The organism is Bradyrhizobium sp. DOA1 (assembly GCF_001593325.1).
In the GTDB taxonomy this organism is placed as follows: Bacteria; Pseudomonadota; Alphaproteobacteria; order Rhizobiales; family Xanthobacteraceae; genus Bradyrhizobium.
In genome coordinates this window covers 873,600-895,634 of the sequence record NZ_JXJM01000001.1, presented here as the reverse complement: position 1 = coordinate 895,634, position 22,035 = coordinate 873,600, and the positions used below count along the sequence as shown (strand labels likewise).

The following is a 22,035-nucleotide window of genomic DNA, read 5'->3' as shown; positions in this document are numbered from 1 at the left end:
GCTGTTGCTGCAAGGCGCTCGTCAAGCCCATACTGTTTGCACGCTGAGCCTTCGCGTTGCGCATTTGTCCCCCTCCTCCAGTGGCGCGGGTGTTCAGTAATCCCTCTTGGAAGGTGATTGTGTCGGCCTCACGTGGCCATACCTAAGCCGGGCCTTCGGGTCCGGCTTTTTTTCTGCCGATTCAGGCCTTTCGCCCTGCGCGTGTATTGACAGTTCCATGTCTACCCCGCATCATTTGCAAATGATCACGAAGTCGTGCGCACGCGTTTCGAAAAAAGGTCCCCATCCGGGGACCTCGGAATTTTGCGCGCGCTAGACCGGCTTCGTCATCGCTGCAAATCCCGAAAACCCCGCCGCCTGGACGGGGTTTTTTCATGTGCCCTCCGTCTCAGGTGTTTTTCCCGAGAAGGAGATGGAAACATGACCGGACTACGCGACCAATTGCACGGGCTGTGGCTGCCGCTGGTGACGCCGTTTCGCGACGGCCGTCTCGACGAGGTCTCGCTGCGGCGACTGACGCGGCACTATTGCGGACAGGCCGTCGACGGCTTCATCCTGGGGGCGACCTCGGGTGAAGGCATGACGCTGCGCGAGGCCGAGCTCGAACGCCTCGTCGCCATCGTCCGCGACGAGATGGCGGCAGGCCGCAAGATGCTGCCGATCTGCCTCGGGCTCTCCGGCGCCGACACCTCGCGGCTGCAGGACCGCCTCGACGAGACCGCGGACTGGCCGATCGACGGCTACCTGATCGCGAGCCCCTATTATTTGCGGCCCTCGCAGCGCGGCTTGCTCGCGCATTTCGAGGCGCTGGCCGATCACGCGGCCTGGCCGATTGCGCTCTACAACATTCCCTATCGGACCTCGGTGAACATCACCAACCAGACGCTGCTGCGTCTGGCCGAGCACAGGAATATCGTCGGCCTCAAGGATTGCGGCGCGAGCCGCGAGCAGTCGATCGCGCTGCTACGCGACAGGCCGAAGGATTTTCGCGTGCTCACCGGCGAGGACGCGAACTATTTCGAGGCGCTCACCGACGGCGCCGATGGGGGCATTGTGCTGTCGGCCCATGTCGAGACTGCGACATTCGCGGTCGTCCATGCCGAGCTCCAGCGCGGCAACCGCGATGCGGCGCAGGCGCGCTGGCAGGAGGTCGCCGAATTGACGCGCCTGCTGTTCACTGAACCGAGCCCTGCCCCGGCAAAGTACTGGCTGTGGCGCTGTGGCCTGATCGACAGCCCCGAGGTGCGCCTGCCGATGGTGGAGGTGAGCAGCGAACTCGCGGCCACCATCGATCGCGAGATCGAGCGGCGGATGCAGGTCGCGGCGTAATCTTTCCACTCGTCATTCCGGGGCGCGCGGAGCGCGAGCCCGGAATCCGTTCATCCACCAGCTCTGCCGGACGATGGATTCCGGGCTCGCGACTTCGTCGCGCCCCGGAATGACGGCGGAGGGAGCGACGCAGCTCGCCACACAGTTAACCGCTCCCAAACGGCCTTCGCTCCTGCCGCATGACGCATCCACGTCTCGTTTACGCTCCGGTGCCTATCGTTCTCGCAAAGGACCTTTCTGAAGGGGGAATGATCATGGGACATCGTACCCGGCCGACGGCCGCGAAAGAGTTCGCGCCGGCTGATCTGTTGCAGGGAATTCTGGTGGTGTCGTCTTTCGGGTTCTGGGCGGTGATGCTCGGCCTGATGCCGGTGCTGCTGTTCCGGGTCTGGCTCGCCTGACCCTTTTCGAAGAGCGGATGGTTAATCCGAGGTAGCGGCCGCGCTCAAATGCGCGGGCAGGCGCAAGCCGGATTTTTAAATCATCGCTGCTATCACTGGCGCCATAAGCGAAGAACTCGCGGGGGCGTTTGTGAATAATCATAACGAGATGGCGTCGCATTACGACGCCGGACAGCAGAGCTTTACCACCGAAGACATTCTCTGGGCCGTCGGCATCTGGTCGGTGATCCTGACGCTGTCGCCGGTCATCGTGTTCTACATGCTGATGGTGGCCTGACCGCTTCAGCACATCCCAGAAAACGCAAAACGCGCGGCTCGTCCGCGCGTTCGTCGTCCGGGGAAATGAACAATGAAATTAGGCAGCCTGCTTGTGCATTGCGCCGGATGCCGACGCCGTGCCGCGAATGGCCTTCACTGAACGCTCGATCGCCGCCCACAGCCTCGCGATTTCCTGAGCCGCACGGCTCTCGGCCTGGTACTCGCGCGCGCCTTCGCCGTGGCTGAGCGCCATCAACAAATCGGAACGGTTGGTGATCTGGCCGCCCCACACCGGGGCGCGGAATTTCGCGAGCGCTTCGCGGGCGATGGTGACGATCGGGCTTTCGGCCTCGTCGCGCTTGGCCGGCGCACCGTTGAGCACGACCGCGTAGGGCTTGCGCGCGGCGCGGCACATCTGGATGGTCTCCTGCACCGCGTTGACGTCGAACACGCCGGGCCGCGCCGGAATGATCACCATTGTCGCGTTCCTGATCGCGTCGTCGACGACGGCCGACAGGTTCGGCGGCGTGTCGATCAACACCCATTCATAACCGTCGCGCTTGGCTGCGGAGACGATGCCGCTGACGGAGTTCACGGCCGCCTTGATCGGCGGTTCGTTGGTGCCGCGCAGCTTGTGCCACAGCGTGAGCGAGCCCTGCGGATCTGCATCCACGAGCATGACCTGCTTGCTCGCCTTGATCTGTGCGGCAAGATGTGCGGCGAGGGTACTCTTGCCCGAGCCGCCTTTACGCGATGCAAAAACAATGACGTTCATACCTTCGGCCTCCAGATTGACCCCGTGGCGCGAAAATGAATCAGCGCGCTGATTCGTGAAAGAAAAATTTGTCGGCAGTTGTCTTGCCGCCACGAAATAACAGGGGGTGTTGGCTTTTGAGTCACACTGTTGCGTGCGACGGCGCGGCTTGCGCAGGTTTGTGTGCGCTTTTTGAGCAGCGGCGGGACAAAGTGGAATGCAACCTTGCCGGGCAAGCCGCTTTGCGGCTCTTTTCCATCCCGCGCGCTCGCAATAGTACAGGCGTGCGCGGACCGGCGCGAACAAAACGAGTCCGGTGTCACACTTCGTCACTCCGCGTGGAAGGAAAGCAGACGCCGGGTTTCAAGCAGGGAACGTGGCTCGCGCTCAGCTTGCCTCGGATTTCTTCTTCTTGGTCGCCTTCGCCGCCGGCTTGGTGCTCTTCCTGGCATGGGGCGTGATGTGGGTCGGCTTGCCGGCGCGGGCCGCGCCCGGCTCGGGTCCGCGGCGGAAGAACACCGCACATTGCGGCGAGAGCTGCGCCTTCTTCTTGATCATGCAGGCGGTGATGGCATCGACGTTCGGCACGAACTCGCCGCACAGCCGCATCGCATCGGGCGTGCAGGCCTGCTGCTCTTCCTGCGTATAGGCGAAGGCGGCGCCCGGCTGGATCAGGACGCCGAGGGCAATCCCGAGGGTTGCAGCGGCCAAGGATGTCTTCAAGCGAAACGCCGGCATCGATTCCCCCAAATGTCGAACAGAAAGGAATGATGGGTGAACGGGCGTTCGTTGGCAACCGAGGGGAAACGCGAAAGGTGGGAGCTGTGCGCTCTCGGCAACAGGGCGGGCGCCCGAGCGGCTCGCCCCGCGGCCGCAGCCGAAATTTCGAGTCCCTCCAAACCAAACCGCGAAAACAACCCCATGCACAGTAGGCAACCCATTGCAAACACTCAGCCTCCAAATCTTAGGATTTTTCGAAGCCGGATTTGACCCGTCGGGCAAAACAATGGCATGATGGCAGCCTCAAAAGACGCGTGGGTGGTCGGACTGTCTCCTGCGCTCGACAGAAGCGAACGGGAGCGGAGGCGATCACATGCAGAGGAATGAGGCGGAGCTGCCGCTTGCGGGCGTGACCGTGGTCTCGCTCGAGCAGGCGATCGCGGCGCCGCTGGCCAGCCGGCATCTGGCCGATTGGGGCGCGCGGGTGATCAAGATCGAGCGGCCCGGCACTGGGGATTTCTGCCGCGACTACGATCATGTGATGAACGGCATGTCGAGCCAGTTCGTCTGGACCAATCGCTCCAAGGAGAGCCTAGCCATCGACATCAAAAGCCCCGAGGGGCGCAAGGTGCTCGACGCGCTGCTGCCGCAGGCGGACGTGTTCATTCAGAACCTCGCGCCCGGCGCGGCGGAGCGGCTCGGCCTCGATGCCGCGTCGCTGCTGCAAAAATTCCCGCGCATCATCGCCTGCGACGTCTCGGGCTATGGCAGCGGCGGCCCCTACAGCGACAAAAAGGCCTATGATCTGCTGGTGCAGTGTGAAGCCGGCGTGCTCGCCGTCAACGGCACCGAGGCGGAGCCCGCCAAGGTCGGGCTATCAGTGGTCGATATCGCGACCGGCATGTACATCCTCAACGGCGTGCTGATGGCGCTGTATCGCCGCGAGCGGACCGGCAAGGGCACCGCGTTCCAGGCCTCGCTGTTCGATTCCATCACGGACTGGATGAGCTATCCCGCCTTCTACACTGAGAGCACCGGCCGGCCGCTGCCGCGCACCGGCGCGCGGCACGCGACCATCGCGCCTTACGGGCCGTTCCGCGTCGGCGACGGCAGCACGATCTTCTTCGGCATCCAGAATGATCGCGAATGGCGTTCGCTATGCAACATCGTGCTCGGCGACGCCGGCTTCGCCGACCATCCGAGCTTCCGCACCAATCCGCTGCGCATGCAGAACCGGACCGATCTGGAGGGGCATATCGAGCAGCGCTTTGCCGCGATGACCGGCGACGAGGTGCTGCGGCTGCTCGACGAGGCCTCGATTGCCAACGCGCATCTGAACTCGGTCGAGACTTTCCTGAAGCACGAGCAGCTGCATGCGCGCGGGCGCGTGCAGAGCGTGGGATCGCCATGCGGGCCGGTGACCAGCTTCCTGCCGGCGCTCACCATTCCCGGCGTCTCGCCGCGGATGGACCCGGTGCCTGATGTGGGCGAGCACAATGAGGCCATCCTGCGCGAGCTCGGCATCAGTGGGGAGAACTGACGATGGCTTCGCTGCGGCCGAGCCGGGCCTATCTGGCTGTTCCCGCTCATCGCGCCCGCCTCGTCGCCAAGGCGGCGGCTTCACAGGCGGATGCGGTGTTCATGGATCTCGAAGACGCCGTGCCGCCCGCCGAGAAGGGCGTTGCGCTGGAGGAAGCCGTGCGGTCGCTGTCATCGCTCGACTGGGGCGATAAGCGGGTCGCGGTCAGGCTCAACGCGATCGACAGCCCGTTTATCACTGAGGAGATCCGCACGCTGGCGGCCCTGCCCCGGCTAGACGCGGTGATCGTGCCGAAGGCGGAGCGCGCCGTTGACATCGTCGCCATCGCCGATCGCTTCCACGCCGCCGCGCCGGACCGCGCCGCGCCCGTTGCGCTCGACCTGCTGATCGAAACCGCGCTCGGTCTCGTCAATGTCGATGCACTCGCCGCCGCGCACAGAAGCGTCGCCGCGCTGCATCTCGGCGTCGGCGACCTCGCGGCCTCGCTCGGCGCCCGCACCTCCGACATCGGCATCTCGCCGGATGGCTACCGCCATGTCGGCTCCGCGCAGAGCGGCTATGCCTCGGCACCGCTCGACCTGTTCGCCTATCCCATGATGCGCGTGCTGGTGGCCGCGCGCGCCTTCGGCCTGCGCGCCATCGACGGCCCCTGCGGCGCCTTCCGCGATGCAAGGCTGACTGAGGCCAGCGCGCAGAAGGCCGCCGCGATGGGTTTTGACGGCAAGCAGGTGATCCACCCTGATCAGATCGAGCCGACGCTGCGCGCCTTCACGCCGTCCGACGAGGAGCTGGCGCAGGCGCGGCGCGTCGTCGAGGCCATGGAAAGCGCGGAGGCGCAAGGCCAGGGCGCGGTGACGCTCGACGGCAAGATGATCGACTATGCCAATGTGCGGATGGCACGCCGGATCATCGAGCTGGGATCTTAGCCAGGGCAATCGCAGCAGAGAGCTATTCCTGCGGCCATCCTTCGAGACGCCCGCTTTAGCGGGCTCCTCAGGATGAAGACGGAGTGCATGGTTTGCAGTTTATAAAGGCACCGAGGCTGATTAGCCTCATCCTGAGGAGGCGCGTCAGCGCCGTCTCGAAGGACGAGGCGTGCGCACCGGCCGCCACACCAAGTCATATGCGATAACCCTGGAGTTTCGAGCGCGCATGGCCACCTTGCTGATCGTCGCGCCGGTGTTCGCGCTGATCGCGGCCGGCTATGCATCGGTGCTGTTTCGCTTCGTCTCCGAGGGCGCGCACAAGGGCATCAGCGAATTCGCCTTCAGCATCGCGATCCCCGCGCTGCTGTTCCGCACCATCGTCGTCTCGGAATTCCCTGATGTCAGCCCCTACAGGATGTGGGGCGCCTATTACGGAGCGCTCGCGATCACCTGGCTCGCGGCGATGGCGGTCTCGGCGCTACTGCGCCGGCAGCGCGCCAGCGGCGAGGACGGCGTCGTGTTCGCGATCGGGTCGGTCTACGGCAACATCGTGATGCTCGGCATTCCGCTCGTGCTCTCCGCGCTCGGCAACGAGGCCGCCGGACCGATGGCGCTGATCCTGTCGGTGAATACGCCGCTGCTGTGGCTGTGCGGCACGCTGCAGATGGAGTTCGTCAGCCGCAAGCACAACGGATCGATGCTTTCGATCATCTGGCCCGTGATCGCCGACCTTTCGCGCAACCCGTTGATGCTGGCGATCGGCTTCGGCGTGATCTGGCGCTTCACTGGCCTGGGCCTCACCCCCGTGGTCGACCGCACCATCGAGCTGCTGGCGCAGGCGGGCTCGCCGACCGCGCTGATCGCGCTCGGCATCAATCTGTTTCGCTTCGAGGTGAAGGGCGAGAAGCTGAGCATCCTGGTGATGTGCGCGCTCAAGCTCGCGGCCATGCCGGCAGCCGCCTTCGTGCTGGCAAGACTGTTCGACCTGCCGCCGGTCGCCGCCGGCGTCGTCGTGCTGTTCGCGGCGATGCCGACGGGCGCGAACGCCTACATCTTCGCGGTGCAATATCAGCGGCTGGTCAACCCTGTCTCAGGCGCGGTGGCGCTGGGCACGCTGCTGGCGGCGGTGACGTTGCCGGTGGTGGTGTGGGTGGTGACGCGGTGAGGCGTCCGGGGCTTTGCGGGTGACGCCCGCACGGCCTCGCCGCGCCGAATTGCCAATCAGCGCAGGCCGAAGAACGAGAGCACCGCAGCAATTACCACGATCAGCCCGATGATATAGATGATACCGTTCATAGCTCAGCTCCCTCAGCGTTATCAGTCCTGCCGCAGCTAGAAACACCCAAGGGCTTGGAAAGGTTCGCCGGTGCCGGCCGTCGTTTTCTTCCAGAAGCGGGGAACGAAAGCTAACGATCCCGCTTCGCCGGGTTGGAGCCCCTCGCAGCACCACCTCGACGATTTTGCCTTTACACGCAAAGGTCGCTAATCTGCCCTGACACGTGTTGCAGGGAGGGTAACATGGCACAGCGCGAAGACATACTCGCATTGGTCAGGAACGCCTACGCCGCTCGCGACGGCGATGACGCCGAGGGCCTGGTGACAGCCTTTCATCCTGAGGGCGCGTTCACCTTGATGGGAGACACGAGCACGCTCGAACTGACAGGAAGCGTACAGGGGCACCCGGCCCTGCGAGGGGCTTTCAGTCAGTTCATTAACGACTTCGGCTTCGAAAGTCGCAAAATCCTGGCCGAGCTGGTCGACGGCGAACGCATCGCCATCCATTCCCGCCTCGTGGTCCGATACCGTCCAACCGGAAAGACGTTCAGCACCGAGCTTTTGGACCTGTTCAGAATTCAGGACGGCAAGATCGTCGAGCTGATCGAGTTTGCGGATACGGCGCAGGTCAAGGCGATGATTTCCTGAGGGCCGGTGATTTCGACGTGCTTCAGAGCGGGCAGCAATCCGCCATGAAAAATGGGCAGAGCACGGGAGGCCCTGCCCACCACGTTCGGACGTCGACGTGTCCTGGTATAGCAACCGTGCATGCCTCGATTTAGAGGGCTTCTCGACCTCTGTCGGGTTCGCGATTTACCCGCACGCCGGCTTACTGCTTCGGTTCAGCTAGCGCTTCCAGCCCGCGAAGCTGTGTCGCGACAGTCAAGTCGCCGATCTTTCTTCCCATGTCCTTTCCGACCTCGGTCGAGAAACGATAATGGAAACCGGCATAGATGCGCGCATTTGCGACCTCGTCGCTATAATCCTGGAGTCTGGACCATTTGCGAGTCACCCCCGGCGCAGTGGGGCTGGTCACCGATAGTTCTCCGATTTCGTCGCCGGCGATGGACCGGAGCACCGTTGAAACCGAAGCCGATACGATGCAGTGGGCGCAGGGGTATTCGGGATGCATCGGCGTTTCGCCCAGCGGCAACCAGGACGATTCGCGCGGCGTCTTCGGGTTCTGCGTGATGTCCGCGTTGCGTATTGCCGTCACTGGCCGCCAAAAATTGTAGTGATACTTCGCATCAAGGACGGCGACGATTGCGTCGTTCCCCGCGATCTCGGCGAGGGCGAAGAGACGAGCGCAGTCAACGAGGTCCATGTGCTTGGCCAATGCGACTTGCCGGACGATCGGATTGAAGCTGGGAGGCCCGACCAAAAACCAGAATCGTCCGACATCCGTCTGCTCTGCTGTCCGGGTGGTGCTGTTGCGAGCGCCGACCTCCCGGATTTCGTTGACGTCTCTGCTCCAGGTCTCTGAATCAAGCGCCGGTGGTGGCGCCGGACGGAATTGTGAGACCGACGTCATGACCCAAGGGGTCATTGATCCAACCGTTGTGCCCAGCGGCACCACGGTCGGCACATAGACCCCCGCGGCCGTAGCGGGGCGATACGTCTCCTGGGCGTTGCTGCCATCATCCCTGCGCAACGCTATCACGCCGGAAGCGGCTAACGTTCCAAGCTCAATTCCATTCGCCTTTCCGTCCGTATCCGGGATGCCGGAAAGCGATGCATGGAGTGCGGTATCAAGGGCAGATTTCTGGTCCGGATAGATCGTCAGAAGAATGTTGTAAGCCGCAGCAGCCGCCGCGGCTTCCTTGGACGTGGAGCGGTCTGCTATGAGATCCAGCTTGTATGGAGTGTATCGCCTGTCGATCGCATTGACGGCCTCGAACATGGCAACGTGAAGCATCGACATCGTGCGGGCCTGCGGCACAGGCAGGACCTTCTTTTCAGCGGCAATCGCATCTGCTTTCGCGTTCCAGTCCATGATGACATCGGCGCGCGCAGCGCCGATGCAAACTGCAAGAGTGGCGACGATCAGGAATGGAGATTTCGTTGCAAGAAACATCTTCATCTTCATGCTCCTCGTTGCTTCAACAGAGAGCGACATCTTGTACGGACAGGCCGCGCAAGAAGTGGAAGTGCAGAACGATCTTAAGAGCGCAGCCAGCCGGCTGCTGTGAAGCAGCTTACACCCGCCTTCGCTTCCCTCGTAAAAAACCTGAAGCCGCGATCCGAAGAGTAAGATCGATTGCCTTACCTGATGCGCGAGCTAATTCGGCAATCTCGTGCGCCGATCGCATCCTTGGCGCGGGCGGGATCGACGACGGCGCTGATCGCGCTCGGCATCAATCTGCTTCGCTTCGAGGTGAAGGGCGAGAAGCTGAGCATACTGATGATGTGCGCGCTGAAGCTGGCCGCGATGCCTGCGGCCGCGTTCGTGCTGGCAGATTGCTCGACCTGCCGCCGATCGCCGTCGTGCTGTTCGATTCGTTCGATAGACCCTTGATCAGTGTTGCAAGCACGTGCCGCGCGTCAGTAGTTTAGTGCACTGTCACCGTAACTTGCATTGTCACCGAAATCTTTGAGACTGCCGCAAGGGCTATTGAACGCGCTGGCCCGCGCGCCACGACATCTCCCAGAAGTCTGCCTCGAGGCGGGTAGCTTCCTTGAAGATTGCGATCAGCTCGGCCTCGCGGGTCGGCGTGGCGTAGCGATCGGCGAGATGATCCAGGTGCGCCCGCGCTTTGGCAGCGACCTCCTGGTACGGCACGCCGGCGTACTCGGCGATCCAGACGCGATAGGCGTTCGTCGCAGCGTCGGCATCGGGTCGCGACGCGAGCCGTGTCGCAATCTCCGCGTACCCGATCACGCAGGGGGCAAGTGCCACCTTGAGCGCTAGCAGATCGCCGCGCATGCCCGCGTCGAGCACATAGCGCGTATAGGCCAGCATCTCGGCCGCCGGCGGGGCCTGTTCAAGGTCGGCAGGGGATAGACCCCAATCGGCACAGAGCTTCACATGCAGGTTCATCTCCACGTCGAGGATGGCCGACAAGCCGGCCGCTGCTTCCCGCATATCGGCAAGCGTGGGCGACTTATAGACCGCGAGCGCGTAGGCACGAGCAAACTCGATGAGAAACAGGTAGTCCTGAACGAGATAGTGACGAAACGCCGCTTCGGGGAGCGATCCGTCTGCCAATCCGTTCGTGAAGGGATGCTCGGTGTAGGCCCGCCACTCAACGGCTGCTGCTGTCTTGAGACGCTCGAAGAAACTCACGATCTTTTCCGCTCGGCTTGCTGGCCCATGAAAGTTCTTGGCTCGCTATCGATATCGCAACGCGGGCCGAGGAGCTACGGTGACCGCGCACAAGGCTGCTTTTAAGCAGCGTTGCAAATGGGATCATACGGCAGTTTGATGCACTCTCACCGTCATTCCTTCGCATTTCGCTCGGCAAATTACGATCGGGGTGCGGTTTCCCACTCGGCCTTGCGTCTTTGCCTCGTGCCAAGGAGTGTCCGCAGAGAGCTTGAGGTGAGCACCTTTGACCGAGCTAGCGAACCAACCTTAAATTGGGCCGTGCAGACGGCTTGACCGTCTCACGACCTTCAGAGGAATGCACTGCCACTGTGACCAGTCCGAAGACCAGCTTCACCAGTTCGGCGCTCGGGATGAGAAGCTTATCAGCCAATTGTTGAAGCGTGTTGCCGCTCTTCCGTTCGTCTGCGAATACTTTCTGCCAGACCTGTGAACTCTCTTTAGCCGCCTCATGAGGTTCATTCTTGCGATAGCCCCTCCGAGACATTTCGACGCAAAGGGTGTGGTAATTCCAATCTGACAACAGCCTTAGATCGTGCAATCGATAAGCAAGTGCTGCAACCGACACAATCCACTTCTTCTTCACCTCGATAAGCTGTTCGAGAGAGGTAATTCGGCCCAAGGATTTCATGCTGGCAGAAGGCATAAGGAAAGCCGATGCAAAAGCGTTGGCTTCCTTTTCTGCCTCAAGACCTGCTGGTGCGGCATGCTTATGCAACACAAGATGTCCCAGTTCATGAGCAGCATCGAAGCGACGCCGTTCTGCCGACTTCATCGTGTTTAGGAATACGCACGGGCGATTGCCCCGCCAAACAGAGTAAGCATCTACTTCGACCGAATTCTCAGCCAAGGAGAATACTCGAACTCCCTTGGCCTCAAGTAAATGGATCATGTTTCTTACTGGTCGCTCACCCAACCCCCAGTATTGGCGAAGAGAGGCGGCCGCCACCTCTGGGCCGTCTTCGCGTAGGTCAGGGAGATCGACCTCAGGCAGATCGAATTCTCGCTCCAGCCAGTCACTGAGCAGGTAGGCAATAGCCCCGGCCGCTATTGCAGCGTCACGCTGCTTCGACGTCATCCGGGTCATCGATCGGAAGCTAACGCCCTCGGTCCGAGGCACATCAATGTCGTCGGCAAAGAAGAACTCACGCGGGTAGTTCAGCACTTTACAGAGCTTATCGACTGTTTCTTCCGAAGGCAGGTATTCGCCAGCTTCAAATCCAGAGATCGCGCGCGGCTCCACCCCCACTCTACGAGCCAGCTCTGTCTTAGTTAAACAAGATCGTTGCCTTGCAACGACCATCCTTGTCTTATTGAACATCAAGATGCCTTGCGTCGTACAGGAACGTCGATATCGGGTCCTAGATCGTCATCTTCTGGTTTCAGAGCCGCACCATCACCGGCATTGTCTGGAATAAAGATCCGTTCTTTCCAGCTTACGATCTGACCATTCTCGATCTCGTCGGGAAAGGAGAGCTCTGCTCTCATCTCGTCGTCGGTGATGTAAATCAACAAAATCCAAGTTGGATATTCCAAGACAGAAACCGCCGTGCGCAGTTCCTCGGGCAACGACTCGGGAAACAAATCACCCTCTACCTTGTTGCGCATGATCACGGCTTCGGTGAAAAGACCCTTCAGATGCTTCGTTCTTGGGTCACCGGAGCTGCTGCGCGTTAATGCGTCGCCACTGGCCACCACAATGTTAATGCGCCGAGCATCATTGATGACGAGTGAGAAGTTGTTGGGATCGGCTTTCCTGTAGCCGCGAGGCAGCAATTCCTCTCTTAGCGTCCGGACGACGAAACGCCACGCCTCGGTCCCCGCTATAAATGAGGATCGTTTTCAGTGCACGAAAGTCGGGCAAGTTGGCCCGCTTCGAGGGACCTGATCACCGCTTCAACAGAAACACCCAACTCCGCCAAACGCCGGCGCGCATCAAACGGAGTTTTGAAAAGTATGGCAGGCACGACTCGCTCCTACTTCCGTTTCGGGAGTCTAACTTTGGCGCCAAAAACGGAAGTGGTCAAGCAATGGCCAAACTGTCTGCTGGGTTTTCCCCCTTTTCCAGCCTGGCTATCGCTACCTAAAATTCGATACCTAAAGGGCTCGAACGGATCAGGGACGATGCTATCGAATTGATTTGGTTGGTACAGTTGGGTGGGCTCGAACCACCGACCTCCTGTTCCACAGACAGGCGCTCTAACCAACTGAGCTACAACTGCATCCTGGCGAGCCGCGGCTTGGGACGCCCTGAGAGGGCCGGTGCCAAGGGGGGCTGGACGGGGCGGAAACTAGGTGCAACGGGGGTTTTTGGCAAGGCCGCAGAGGGGCGAAAAACCTGCGGAATTCATCTTCGCTGCATTGAAATCGGGGTTGATGGCGAGGATGAGGGTGTTGGGCTCGCCTCGTCCGCTTGCGGCGGGGCTATCGCATGGGAGCGCTTACGCTTCCACATCGTCATGGCCGGGCTTGTCCCGGCCATCCACGCCTTTGGCCCGGCGCCCAAGAACGTGGATGCCCGGGACAAGCCCGGGCATGACGACCTTCTTTGATTGCCATCGCGGAGAGGCAAGAAAAAACCCGGGCCGTTGGGCCCGGGCTTCGTTGGTTCAAACCGGCCTCACCGCTCAGGCGGCGGAGGGGTAGTACTTCGAGGCGCTGGCCTTGATCGGCTCGGCGGTCTCGGCGGCGACGCGCTGGGTGAGCTCGACCAGCTCCTTGGCTTGGGACTGGAAGGTCTCGACCTGCTTGCGGGCGTGGCCGGTCCACAGCTCCAGCGCTTCCGTCGGCGACTTGGCGCCGAACAGCTGCTGGGCGAAGTCGAGCTGGGCGCTGGAATTGGCCTTCATGAACTCCACCAGCTTGGCGGTGTACTCGCTCGCGCCCTTGGAGGCGGAGGTGAACACGGCCTCGACGGTGCCGTTATGGGTCTCGGCGGCGTCCTTGAACTTGGCGTAGTTTTCGCGGGCCTGCGCCGCGCCCTTCTCGGCGAACGCACGCATCTGCTCGGGAACCTCGAACGGGATGATCGAGGCAGAAAACGGATCAGTCGCACCTGTCATTTTGGTCCTCACGCTAATTGGAAAAAATGGAGTGAGCCTTCTGGCGCGCCCGCCGGCCCCGATCATGGGCCCTCGCATTCAGCGGGTACGAAGACTGGAAACGCGAAACGAAAAGGATGGCTCGCCCAGTGCCCAGCATTGTGGCTGCCTATCATGTCAACATTGTGCATCGCAACGCGCCACAACGGTGCGGTGCGAAATTTAATCTAGGTGAGGATGAGGTTCCCGGGCGGGGGAACCGGGGGTTGAGGGGGTGCACCTGGGTAACGGGTGCTGTCTTACCCTCCCCTGGAGGGGGAGGGTCGATCGCGCGCAGCGCGAGCGGGGTGGGATGATCTCTCCCACGGGCGCCGCTTCCGCCGAGAGACTGTCACCCCACCTCGGTGCGCATTTCGCCTCGCTCATGCGAACCGATCCTCCCCCTTCAGGGGAGGATGGGCACCGCCGTTGTGACGGCGCCCTCCGAATTCCTTGGATGAACCGGGCAGCGGCTTGCGGGTTTGGCACGATTAAGGTTATCGCGGCTTAGAGGGCTGCCTTCGGGATCCCAGCCGTGGACCTGGCCGCGGCTGCGGGCGATACTAACCCTTTCTTAAGGCTGCCATTCCCCGGCAGCCGCCCAGGATGCTGAGAAGCGGGACGCAAAGCCGGTCGGATGAAGAGTTCGGATTTCCAGTTGCGAGGCGTGGACGATCCCCGGCTGGCCGTGCACGCGACCTCTCCGCTCCCCACCTGGCTATGGTCGATCGACGGCACCCGCGTGCTCTGGGCCAATCCGGTCGGCGCACAACTGTTCGGCGCGGCCCATGCCACGGCGCTGGCGGAGAAGGTGTTCGGCCCGGCGGACGGCCATCGCCGCCAGATCGTCAGGCTGGCGCGCCAACTGCCGGCGGGCGGCAGCGTGCGGCTCGAACGGCTGCGCGGCTTCGGCGCCCGGCTCGGCACGCTGATGACCTGCGCCTGCGCCCGGCTCGATTTTGCCGATGGCAGCCATTTCAGCGAGAGATCTGCAGTGCTCGTCACCGCGATGGACTCGACCTTGCGGACCATGCCGCTGGTCGAGCGGCTGCATCGGCTCGTCGCCGGCGCCAAGGTGCCGATGGCCGCGTTCGCGCCCGATGGCCTGTTTGCCGGCGCCAGCGAGACCGCCCGCTCCCTGCTCGGCTTTCGCGATCTCAACGAGGCCGGCCTCGACCAGGCCCGCAGCGATGCGCTGAGAAGCGGCCGCGCCGAGACGCCGATCGGCATCGGCCAGATGGTGCTGCAACGGGTCGGCATCGGCGCAGATATCGGCCTCGTCGCGCTGATCGCGCCGGCCGCGCGCGAGGCGCCTGCGGCTGAAAGCAGGCCTGATACCGCAGCGCCTGTTGAGGCCGAGCTGCGGGAGACCGACACGCCGAGCGCGCCGTCGCCATCGCAGGATGAGCCGGCGGAAATACCCTTGTTCGATGCCTTCGCCGAACCGATCGAAGCCAGCGAGGAGACGGTGACGCCAGCGGCGGACGAGAACACCGAGGCCGCCGCCAAAACTCCGGTTGAAAACTGCGGAGAGGCCATGGTGTCGCCGCAGGCGGCGCCGATCACTCCAGGCATGGTCGAGCTGGCATCGGGCCAACAGCCGCCCGCACCGCGTCAGCATCCGCTGCGCTTTCTCTGGCAGACGGATGCAGAGGGCCGCTTTGTGCTGCTCTCCGACGAGTTCATCAGCCTGATCGGCGCGCGAACGGCGTCGGGCTTCGGCCGGCCCTGGCGCGAAATCGCCGCGGACCTTTCGCTCGATCCGGAAGGCCGCGTCGCGCAGGCGCTCGACAGCCAGGACACCTGGGCCGGTATCACCTTGAACTGGCCCGCTGACGGCGGCGAGCATCTGCCGGTCGAGCTTGCGGGACTTCCGGTGTTCGACAGCGAGCGCAATTTCGCCGGCTTCAAGGGCTTTGGCGTGTGCCGCGATCTCGACGGCCTCAACCGGCTGGAAGCGCTCCGGCGTTTCGAGGCACGGAGCATGCAGTCGGCGCAGCCGAGCGCAGCTGCCGATGTGGTCGAGCCTGAGCCGGAGCCCGTGGCAGAAGCATCACCGCCGCCGCCGATCGTGCCGCCCGAGCCAACGTCTGAGCCTTCGCCCGAGCCTGTCGCCGAACTGCCCGAACCCGCATCTGAGCCGACTTCACACCCAACCGAGCTGGATACGCCAGTGGAAACCCCTCCCAACGTGGTGCCGTTCCGCCCGCATGGCGATCCCCAGAGATCGCCGACGCTGACGCCGGTCGAGAACAGCGCGTTCAACGAGCTCGCCCGGCAATTGTCCGAGCGTCTCGAACGCGATCGCGAGACCATCGCGGCCGATGGAGTCGAGCCGCCGGCCGGGGAGATCACGTCCGAGCCACAGACGCCGGAAGCCGAGGCGCCCGAGCCCGAGCCGCAGCAGGCTGCCGCCGAGTGGCTGACCGAGCCCGCGCCGCCGGCCCGCGCTGCGCCGACGCGCGATCGGGCGCTGCTCGACCTCATGCCGACGGGTATCCTGATCTATCGGCTCGATCGCCTGCTCTACGCCAACCCCGCCTTCCTCGCGCGCATGGGCTACGCCAATCTCGGCGCGCTTGAGGATGCCGGCGGGCTGGACGCGCTCTATGTCGAGCCGGGCGTCTCCACCGCCAGCAGCACGTCGCAAGCCGGCACGCCTGTCACGATCAGCGCGACGGTGGCGAACGGCGAAGCGCCGCTTGCGACCACCGAAGCGCATCTGCACACGATCGACTGGGACGGCGATGCCGCGCATGCGCTGATCTGCGCACTGCCGCAGGCCGCGCCTGTCATTGCGGAGACCGTCGTCGCCGAGACCATCGTCGAAGAGTCGCTCCCCTCCGCGCCCGAGCTCGAGCGTGCTGCGGGCGAAGCCGAGGCCGAGGATCTCGCCGCGATCCTCGACACCACGGCCGAGGGCATCGTGATGTTCGATGCCGAAGGCAACATCCACGCCTGCAACCGTAGCGCCGAGGCGCTGTTCGGCTATGACGGCGCGGCGCTGCTGGAGCAGAACCTGGTGACGCTGTTCGCGCCCGAGAGCCAGCAGATCGTCGCCGACTATCTCGACAGCGTGAAGAGCCAGGACATTGCGAGCCTGCTCGACCACGGCCGCGAGGTGCTGGGCCGAGAGAAGAAGGGCGGCGTCATCCCGCTCGCGATGATCATGGGCCGCACCCGGCCGGACGGGCCGAATTTCTTCGCCGTGTTCCGCGATCTCTCCCACGCGAAGAAGGGCGAAAGCGAGCTGACGCAGGCCCGCCGTCTCGCCGACGGCGCGGCCAATGCCAAGGCCGACATGCTGGCGCGGATCAGCCACGAGATCCGCACGCCGCTCAACGCCATCATCGGCTTTGCCGAGGTGATGATCTCCGAACGTTTCGGCACGCTCGGCAACGAGCGCTACGGCGAATACATGAAGGACATCCGCGCCTCCGGCGAGCGCGTCATCGCCATCATCGACGATCTCCTGGAGCTGTCGCGGATCGAGACCGGCAAGCTCGACCTGAACTTCGCGAACCTGAACCTCAACGACCTCGTCGAGGCCTGCGTGACGGTGATGCAGCCGCAGGCCAATCGCGAGCGGATCATCATCCGCACCTCGCTCGCCCATGCGCTGCCGCAGGTCAATGCGGATGCGCGCGCGATGCGGCAGATCACCATGAACCTGATCTCGAACTCGATCCGGCTCGCCAGTGCCGGCGGCCAGGTCATCGTCTCGACCGCGTTGACCGACCGCGGCGAGATCGCACTGCGCATCCGCGACACCGGCCACGGCCTTTCCGAACGCGAAGTCGCCGCCGCGATGGAGCCGTTCCGCACTCCGCCGCCGGGCGACGCCGCCGACAGCGCGGCGCTCAGCCTGTCGCTGACCAAGGCGCTGGTCGAAGCCAACCGCGCCCAGTTCAACATCAAGAGCGCCGGCCATTCCGGCACGCTGATCGAGGTGGTGTTCGCGCCGGCACTGGCGAAGGCGTAAGCCGCGTCCAGCGGCCCGGCTGGCGCGCGAGAGCTCCGCATTGCAACTTATTCCCGAATCGGAACCGAACGCCGCGTTGCGGCTTGATTGTCGGTGTTTCCGTTCGTCCAATTTTGCTTCCGAGTATTGCACTCATCGCGTGGCCGCAAATGTCCGACCGACTGAAATCCGGGGCATCGAAGAAAACGCCGACCAAGCGGAGCGATGCGGTATCCGAGCGAAAGCCGCTGCCAACGGGCGCTTCCGCCCGCATGAATGCCCGCGTTGTCCTCGCGCTCGTGCTGGTGGCACTCGCTCTGTGGACCGCCGCTGGATTTATGACTGCGCTGATCTGGGCCGCGATTCTGGCAGTCGCGCTATGGCCGCTCTACATCAATTTCGCCAGCCGCTTCGGCTCGGGCCCGACCACGCTGACGGCGATCCTATTCACGCTCATCGTAGCCCTCGTCCTGATGGCTCCGATGTCGCTAGCCGTCTACCAGATTGCACAGCAGTCAGATGCGCTGATGAGCTGGCTGAAAAAGGCCGGCGAGAGCGGGATCGAGGTGCCGGAATGGGTTGCGCGGCTGCCGGTCGTCGCCGAGAGCCTACAGCAATGGTGGCGCACCAACCTCTCCGATCCAAAGGCGGCGAGCGCATTGTTGAAGTCAATCAATGCAGACAATGCTTCGGATCTGTTCCGAACGTTGGGCGGACAGCTGATCCACCGGCTCTTCATGTTGTTCTTTTCGATGCTGACGCTGTTCGTATTGCTTCGCCACGGCCGAATGATCGCGAGCCGCTTCCTGGAGACGTCCGATCGGCTCTTCGGCGAGGCAGGCGAAGGCCTGGTCGAGAAGATGGTCATCGCGACGCGCGGCACCGTGAACGGCACGGTTCTCGTCGCCGCCGGCGAGGGCTTGCTGATCGGCGTCGGCTATCTGATCGCGGGCGTGCCGAACGCCATCGTGTTCACAATTCTCACGACGGCCTTTGCGATGATTCCGTTCGGCGCGTGGTTGGCCTTCACTGCGGCGGCGCTGGTGCTGGTGTCCGGTGGCGGCAGCGGGTTCGCCGCCGCGGGCGTGTTTTGCTGGGGCGCGATCATCATGTTCGCCGGCGATCATTTCGTCTGGCCCACTTTGGTGGGTGACTCGGCAAGGCTGCCGTTCCTGCTTGCATTCGTTGGAATCTTCGGAGGTCTTGCCGCCTTCGGTCTTCTCGGCCTGTTTCTCGGTCCCGTGATCATGGCCGCATTGTTGACGGTTTGGCGCGAATGGATATTCCGGCCCGAAAGCCGAGAGCAGTCAGCTTGAATTGTCGGCCTCTCCGTCACCGCGTTTGCAAAAGACATGAAAAAGGCACGGCGCTTTGCGGCGCCGTGCCCTTCATAGTCGAGTCGCGTCGGATCAGCTGTAGATCTCGAACAGCCCAGCGCCGCCCTGGCCGCCGCCGATGCACATCGTCACCACGCCCCACTTCGCCTTGCGGCGCGCGCCTTCCTGCAGCAGATGGCCGGTGAGACGTGCGCCGGTCATGCCGAAGGGATGGCCGATCGCGATCGAGCCGCCATTGACGTTGTACTTGGCGGGATCGATCTCGAGCTTGTCGCGGCAATACAGGCACTGGCTGGCGAAGGCTTCGTTGAGTTCCCACAGATCGATGTCGTCGATCTTGAGCCCGGTGCGCTTGAGCAGCTTGGGGATCGCGAACACCGGGCCGATGCCCATCTCGTCGGGCTCGCAGCCGGCGGTGGCCCAGGCGACGAAGCGGCCGAGCGGCTTGAGGCCGCGCTTCTCGGCATCCTTGGCCTCCATCAGCACGACGGCGGCGGCGCCGTCGGAGAGCTGGCTGGCATTGCCGGCCGTGACGAACTTGCCGGGGCCCTTCACCGGCTCGAGTTTCGCCAATCCTTCCATCGTGGTCTCAGGGCGATTGCATTCGTCGCGATCGACGGTGTAGTCGACGATGCTCTCGGCCTTGGTCTGCTTGTCGACGACTTTCATCTTCGTCTTCATCGGGACGATCTCGTCCTTGAACTTGCCGGCTTGCTGCGCCGATGCCATGCGGCGCTGCGATTCCAGCGAGAACTCGTCCTGATATTCGCGGCTGAGCTTGTAGCGCTCGGCGACGATGTCGGCCGTGTCGATCATCGCCATGAAGATGTCGGGGGCAACCTTGAGCAGCTCAGGGTCGACCGATTCCTTCGGCGTGCCGCCGCCGGGGATCGAGATGCTCTCGACGCCGCCGGCGACGATGCAATCGGCGCCGTCGGAGCGGATCGAGTTGGCGGCCATCGCGATGGTCTGGAGTCCCGAGGAGCAGAACCGGTTCACCGAGACGCCGGCCGTCGTCTTCGGCAGCCCTGCGAGCAGCGCAGCCTGGCGGCCGATGTTCGGCGCGCCATGGGCGCAATTGCCGAGATAGCAGTCCTCGACATAATCCTTATCGACGCCGGCGCGGTTCACCGCGTGCTGGATGGCGTGGGCCGCGAGCGACATCGGCGGCGTGATGTTGAACCCGCCGCGGCCGGATTTCGCAAGGCCCGTGCGCGCATAGGAAACGATGACGGCTTCACGCATTGTCTTCTCCCTTTTCGAACGATTGAACGGCGCGTGGTGACGAGGCGTTCTTGGCGCCATTGGTACACAAAGTTGGGCAGGCGCGGGGAAAATAAAAACGCCGCCTCCGGCGAGGGAGGCGGCGTTGTTCCGCGGGTCGGAATATGATGCTCGTCATTCCGGGGCGTACGCATCGCCCCATCCACTCGTCATGCCCGGGCTTGTCCCGGGCATCCACGTCTTTCCATGCATGTCGTAGGCGTGGATGGCCGGGTCAAGCCCGGCCATGACGCCAGAGGTCAGAACGTCAGCGCCTTGGCCTGCTTGACCTGCGGCAGTGCCTGCACCTTGGCGAGCAGATCGGCCGGCACCGCGCCGTCGACCTCGACGAGGGCGATGGCGTCGCTGCCCGGCGCGACGCGGCCGAGATGGAAGGTGGCGATGTTGATCTTGGCGTCGCCCAGGAGGCTCGCGAACTTGCCGATGAAGCCGGGCTTGTCCTCGTTGGTGATGTAGATCATCGACTTGCCGAACTCGGCGTCGATGCGGATGCCCTTGACGTCGACCAACCGCGGCTTGCCGTCATGGTACACGGTGCCGGAGACCGAGCGCTCCTGGCGCTCCGTCGCCACGGTGACGGTGATCAGGCTCTCGTAATCGCTCTGCGCGGCGCGCACGATCTCGTCCACCACCATGCCGCGCTCCTTGGCGACCACGGGCGCGGAGACGACGTTGACCTCGCCCAGCATCGGCCGCAGCAGGCCCGACAGCACGGCCGAGGTGATCGCCTTGATCTTCATCTCGGCGACGTGGCCCTCATAGGTGATCTCGACCTTGAGGATGCCGCTTTCGGTGAGCTGTCCTGCGAACGAGCCGAGCTTCTCGGCGAGCGCGATGAACGGTTTCAGCTTCGGCGCCTCTTCCGCGGTGATCGAGGGGAAGTTGACCGCGTTCGAGATCGCGCCGGTGAGGAGATAATCCGACATCTGTTCGGCGACCTGGAGCGCGACGTTCTCCTGCGCTTCCGTGGTGGAGGCGCCGAGATGCGGCGTGCAGATCACGTTGGGATGGCCGAACAGCACGTTCTTGGTCGCGGGCTCCTCGACGAAGACGTCGAAGGCGGCGCCGGCGATGTGCTTGGAGTTGAGCGCATCGACCACCGCCTGCTCGTCGACGAGACCGCCGCGGGCGCAGTTGATCAGGCGCACGCCCTTCTTCATCTTGGCGATCGCGGCTGCATCGATGATGTTCTTGGTCTTCTCGGTGAGCGGGGTGTGCAGGGTGATGAAGTCGGCACGCTTGAGCAGATCGTCGAGGTCGACCTTCTCGACCCCGATGTCCTTGGCGCGCTCCGGCGACAGGAACGGATCGAATGCGATCACCTTCATGCGCAAGCCGAGCGCTCGGTCGGCGACGATGGAGCCGATATTGCCGCAGCCGACGACCCCGAGCACCTTGCCGGTGATCTCGACGCCCATGAAGCGGTTCTTCTCCCACTTGCCGGCCTGGGTCGAGGCGTCGGCCTGCGGGATCTCGCGGGCGAGCGCCAGCATCAGCGTGATGGCATGCTCGGCGGTCGTGATCGAATTGCCGAACGGCGTGTTCATCACGATGATGCCCTTGGCCGTGGCGGCGGGGATCTCGACATTGTCGACGCCGATGCCGGCGCGGCCGATCACCTTGAGGTTGGTCGCCTTGTCGAGGATCTTGGCGGTGGCCTTCGTCGCCGAGCGGATCGCGAGGCCGTCGTAATTGCCGATGATCTCGGCGAGCTTGTCCTTGTCCTTGCCGAGGTTGGGCTGGAAGTCGACCTCGACGCCGCGATCTTTGAAGATCTGCACGGCAGCGGGCGAGAGCGCGTCGGAAATGGGAACTTTGGGTTTTGTCATGGGGATGTCTTCCTTCACA

Annotated in this window: 19 protein-coding genes and 1 tRNA gene; 10 read left to right on the top strand and 10 right to left on the bottom strand. The window is 63.4% G+C overall.

Annotated elements, in window-relative coordinates; genetic code table 11:
• The first annotated feature begins 420 nt into the window (after window positions 1–420).
• The 3 genes from SE91_RS04190 to SE91_RS35945 all read left to right on the top strand — a co-directional run bounded on the left by SE91_RS04190 (window position 421) and on the right by SE91_RS35945 (window position 2,007).
• Window positions 421–1,329 (top strand): 4-hydroxy-tetrahydrodipicolinate synthase family protein, encoded by a 909-nt coding sequence (locus tag SE91_RS04190; RefSeq protein ID WP_061846686.1) that lies wholly within the window; start codon window positions 421–423, stop codon window positions 1,327–1,329.
• Between the two features lie 254 nt (window positions 1,330–1,583).
• Entirely contained in the window at window positions 1,584–1,730 is a 147-nt protein-coding gene (locus SE91_RS36870) for a hypothetical protein (RefSeq protein WP_167520456.1), read from the top strand.
• A gap of 130 nt (window positions 1,731–1,860) precedes the next feature.
• The gene (locus SE91_RS35945) at window positions 1,861–2,007 is read left to right on the top strand and encodes a hypothetical protein (protein WP_156489447.1); all 147 of its coding nucleotides are present in this window, start codon (window positions 1,861–1,863) and stop codon (window positions 2,005–2,007) included.
• 78 nt (window positions 2,008–2,085) lie between these two features.
• Here the strand turns inward: SE91_RS35945 and SE91_RS04185 are convergent, their stop codons facing one another.
• A complete protein-coding gene (locus SE91_RS04185) occupies window positions 2,086–2,763 on the bottom strand; it encodes an AAA family ATPase (protein ID WP_060734917.1) in 678 nt (225 codons plus the stop codon).
• 366 nt (window positions 2,764–3,129) lie between these two features.
• Window positions 3,130–3,480 (bottom strand): hypothetical protein, encoded by a 351-nt coding sequence (locus tag SE91_RS04180; protein WP_060734916.1) that lies wholly within the window; start codon window positions 3,478–3,480, stop codon window positions 3,130–3,132.
• A 355-nt stretch (window positions 3,481–3,835) separates the two neighbouring features.
• On the opposite strand from SE91_RS04180, the gene SE91_RS04175 reads away from it, so the two are divergent.
• The 4 genes from SE91_RS04175 (at window position 3,836) to SE91_RS04160 (ending at window position 7,851) form a co-directional block, all read left to right on the top strand.
• On the top strand, window positions 3,836–5,002 hold the full coding sequence (locus SE91_RS04175; RefSeq protein WP_061846685.1) for a CaiB/BaiF CoA transferase family protein: 1,167 nt from the start codon (window positions 3,836–3,838) through the stop codon (window positions 5,000–5,002).
• Between the two features lie 2 nt (window positions 5,003–5,004).
• Window positions 5,005–5,928: an HpcH/HpaI aldolase/citrate lyase family protein gene (locus SE91_RS04170; protein ID WP_061846684.1), complete on the top strand. Its 924-nt coding sequence runs from the start codon at window positions 5,005–5,007 to the stop codon at window positions 5,926–5,928.
• 226 nt (window positions 5,929–6,154) lie between these two features.
• Window positions 6,155–7,093 carry an AEC family transporter gene (locus SE91_RS04165; protein WP_008544759.1) on the top strand — a complete coding sequence of 313 codons (939 nt, stop codon included), beginning with the start codon at window positions 6,155–6,157 and terminating at the stop codon, window positions 7,091–7,093.
• A 353-nt stretch (window positions 7,094–7,446) separates the two neighbouring features.
• Complete coding sequence (locus SE91_RS04160) at window positions 7,447–7,851, top strand: nuclear transport factor 2 family protein (protein ID WP_061846683.1); 405 nt, start codon at window positions 7,447–7,449, stop codon at window positions 7,849–7,851.
• A gap of 181 nt (window positions 7,852–8,032) precedes the next feature.
• Here the strand turns inward: SE91_RS04160 and SE91_RS04155 are convergent, their stop codons facing one another.
• A complete protein-coding gene (locus tag SE91_RS04155; protein WP_156489446.1) occupies window positions 8,033–9,283 on the bottom strand; it encodes a vanadium-dependent haloperoxidase in 1,251 nt (416 codons plus the stop codon).
• A 177-nt stretch (window positions 9,284–9,460) separates the two neighbouring features.
• Between SE91_RS04155 and SE91_RS04150 the strand changes: the two genes are divergently transcribed.
• Window positions 9,461–9,718 (top strand): hypothetical protein, encoded by a 258-nt coding sequence (locus tag SE91_RS04150; RefSeq protein ID WP_245318302.1) that lies wholly within the window; start codon window positions 9,461–9,463, stop codon window positions 9,716–9,718.
• A 93-nt stretch (window positions 9,719–9,811) separates the two neighbouring features.
• Here the strand turns inward: SE91_RS04150 and tenA are convergent, their stop codons facing one another.
• The 5 genes from tenA to SE91_RS04120 form a co-directional block, all read right to left on the bottom strand.
• The gene (gene tenA / locus SE91_RS04145) at window positions 9,812–10,486 is read right to left on the bottom strand and encodes a thiaminase II (RefSeq protein ID WP_061846680.1); all 675 of its coding nucleotides are present in this window, start codon (window positions 10,484–10,486) and stop codon (window positions 9,812–9,814) included.
• Window positions 10,487–10,760: 274 nt separating this feature from the next.
• Window positions 10,761–11,846, bottom strand: coding sequence for an XRE family transcriptional regulator (locus SE91_RS04140; RefSeq protein WP_061846679.1), 1,086 nt, complete (start codon window positions 11,844–11,846; stop codon window positions 10,761–10,763).
• The gene (locus tag SE91_RS04135; protein ID WP_061846678.1) at window positions 11,846–12,301 is read right to left on the bottom strand and encodes a hypothetical protein; all 456 of its coding nucleotides are present in this window, start codon (window positions 12,299–12,301) and stop codon (window positions 11,846–11,848) included. Before SE91_RS04135 ends, SE91_RS04140 begins: the two co-directional genes overlap by 1 nt.
• A gap of 369 nt (window positions 12,302–12,670) precedes the next feature.
• Window positions 12,671–12,747, bottom strand: a tRNA-His gene (locus SE91_RS04130).
• Between the two features lie 405 nt (window positions 12,748–13,152).
• Window positions 13,153–13,587, bottom strand: a complete 435-nt coding sequence (locus SE91_RS04120) for a phasin (RefSeq protein WP_008544748.1) — start codon at window positions 13,585–13,587, stop codon at window positions 13,153–13,155.
• A 655-nt stretch (window positions 13,588–14,242) separates the two neighbouring features.
• On the opposite strand from SE91_RS04120, the gene SE91_RS04115 reads away from it, so the two are divergent.
• Together SE91_RS04115 and SE91_RS04110 are read left to right on the top strand one after the other, a co-directional pair.
• Window positions 14,243–17,587 carry a PAS domain-containing protein gene (locus tag SE91_RS04115; protein WP_061846676.1) on the top strand — a complete coding sequence of 1,115 codons (3,345 nt, stop codon included), beginning with the start codon at window positions 14,243–14,245 and terminating at the stop codon, window positions 17,585–17,587.
• A 251-nt stretch (window positions 17,588–17,838) separates the two neighbouring features.
• Window positions 17,839–18,882, top strand: coding sequence for an AI-2E family transporter (locus SE91_RS04110; RefSeq protein WP_063921339.1), 1,044 nt, complete (start codon window positions 17,839–17,841; stop codon window positions 18,880–18,882).
• A gap of 93 nt (window positions 18,883–18,975) precedes the next feature.
• Here SE91_RS04110 and SE91_RS04105 read toward each other — a convergent pair whose 3' ends face one another.
• Together SE91_RS04105 and serA are read right to left on the bottom strand one after the other, a co-directional pair.
• Window positions 18,976–20,148 (bottom strand): thiolase family protein, encoded by a 1,173-nt coding sequence (locus tag SE91_RS04105; RefSeq protein ID WP_008544689.1) that lies wholly within the window; start codon window positions 20,146–20,148, stop codon window positions 18,976–18,978.
• A gap of 278 nt (window positions 20,149–20,426) precedes the next feature.
• Window positions 20,427–22,016, bottom strand: a complete 1,590-nt coding sequence (serA, locus tag SE91_RS04100) for a phosphoglycerate dehydrogenase (protein ID WP_061846674.1) — start codon at window positions 22,014–22,016, stop codon at window positions 20,427–20,429.
• Window positions 22,017–22,035: the final 19 nt, after the last annotated feature.

Excerpts from the sequence above, each read along its gene's own strand:
- SE91_RS04180 (WP_060734916.1), bottom strand. The coding sequence starts at position 3,480 with ATGCCGGCGTTTCGCTTGAAGACATCCTTGGCCGCTGCAACCCTCGGG.
- SE91_RS04110 (WP_063921339.1), top strand. The coding sequence starts at position 17,839 with ATGAATGCCCGCGTTGTCCTCGCGCTCGTGCTGGTGGCACTCGCTCTG.
- SE91_RS04165 (WP_008544759.1), top strand. The coding sequence starts at position 6,155 with ATGGCCACCTTGCTGATCGTCGCGCCGGTGTTCGCGCTGATCGCGGCC.
- SE91_RS04175 (WP_061846685.1), top strand. The coding sequence starts at position 3,836 with ATGCAGAGGAATGAGGCGGAGCTGCCGCTTGCGGGCGTGACCGTGGTC.
- SE91_RS04140 (WP_061846679.1), bottom strand. The coding sequence starts at position 11,846 with ATGTTCAATAAGACAAGGATGGTCGTTGCAAGGCAACGATCTTGTTTA.
- SE91_RS36870 (WP_167520456.1), top strand. The coding sequence starts at position 1,584 with ATGGGACATCGTACCCGGCCGACGGCCGCGAAAGAGTTCGCGCCGGCT.
- SE91_RS04170 (WP_061846684.1), top strand. The coding sequence starts at position 5,005 with ATGGCTTCGCTGCGGCCGAGCCGGGCCTATCTGGCTGTTCCCGCTCAT.
- SE91_RS04105 (WP_008544689.1), bottom strand. The coding sequence starts at position 20,148 with ATGCGTGAAGCCGTCATCGTTTCCTATGCGCGCACGGGCCTTGCGAAA.
- SE91_RS04120 (WP_008544748.1), bottom strand. The coding sequence starts at position 13,587 with ATGACAGGTGCGACTGATCCGTTTTCTGCCTCGATCATCCCGTTCGAG.
- SE91_RS04190 (WP_061846686.1), top strand. The coding sequence starts at position 421 with ATGACCGGACTACGCGACCAATTGCACGGGCTGTGGCTGCCGCTGGTG.
- SE91_RS04160 (WP_061846683.1), top strand. The coding sequence starts at position 7,447 with ATGGCACAGCGCGAAGACATACTCGCATTGGTCAGGAACGCCTACGCC.
- serA (WP_061846674.1), bottom strand. The coding sequence starts at position 22,016 with ATGACAAAACCCAAAGTTCCCATTTCCGACGCGCTCTCGCCCGCTGCC.
- SE91_RS04155 (WP_156489446.1), bottom strand. The coding sequence starts at position 9,283 with ATGAAGATGTTTCTTGCAACGAAATCTCCATTCCTGATCGTCGCCACT.
- SE91_RS04185 (WP_060734917.1), bottom strand. The coding sequence starts at position 2,763 with ATGAACGTCATTGTTTTTGCATCGCGTAAAGGCGGCTCGGGCAAGAGT.
- SE91_RS04115 (WP_061846676.1), top strand. The coding sequence starts at position 14,243 with ATGAAGAGTTCGGATTTCCAGTTGCGAGGCGTGGACGATCCCCGGCTG.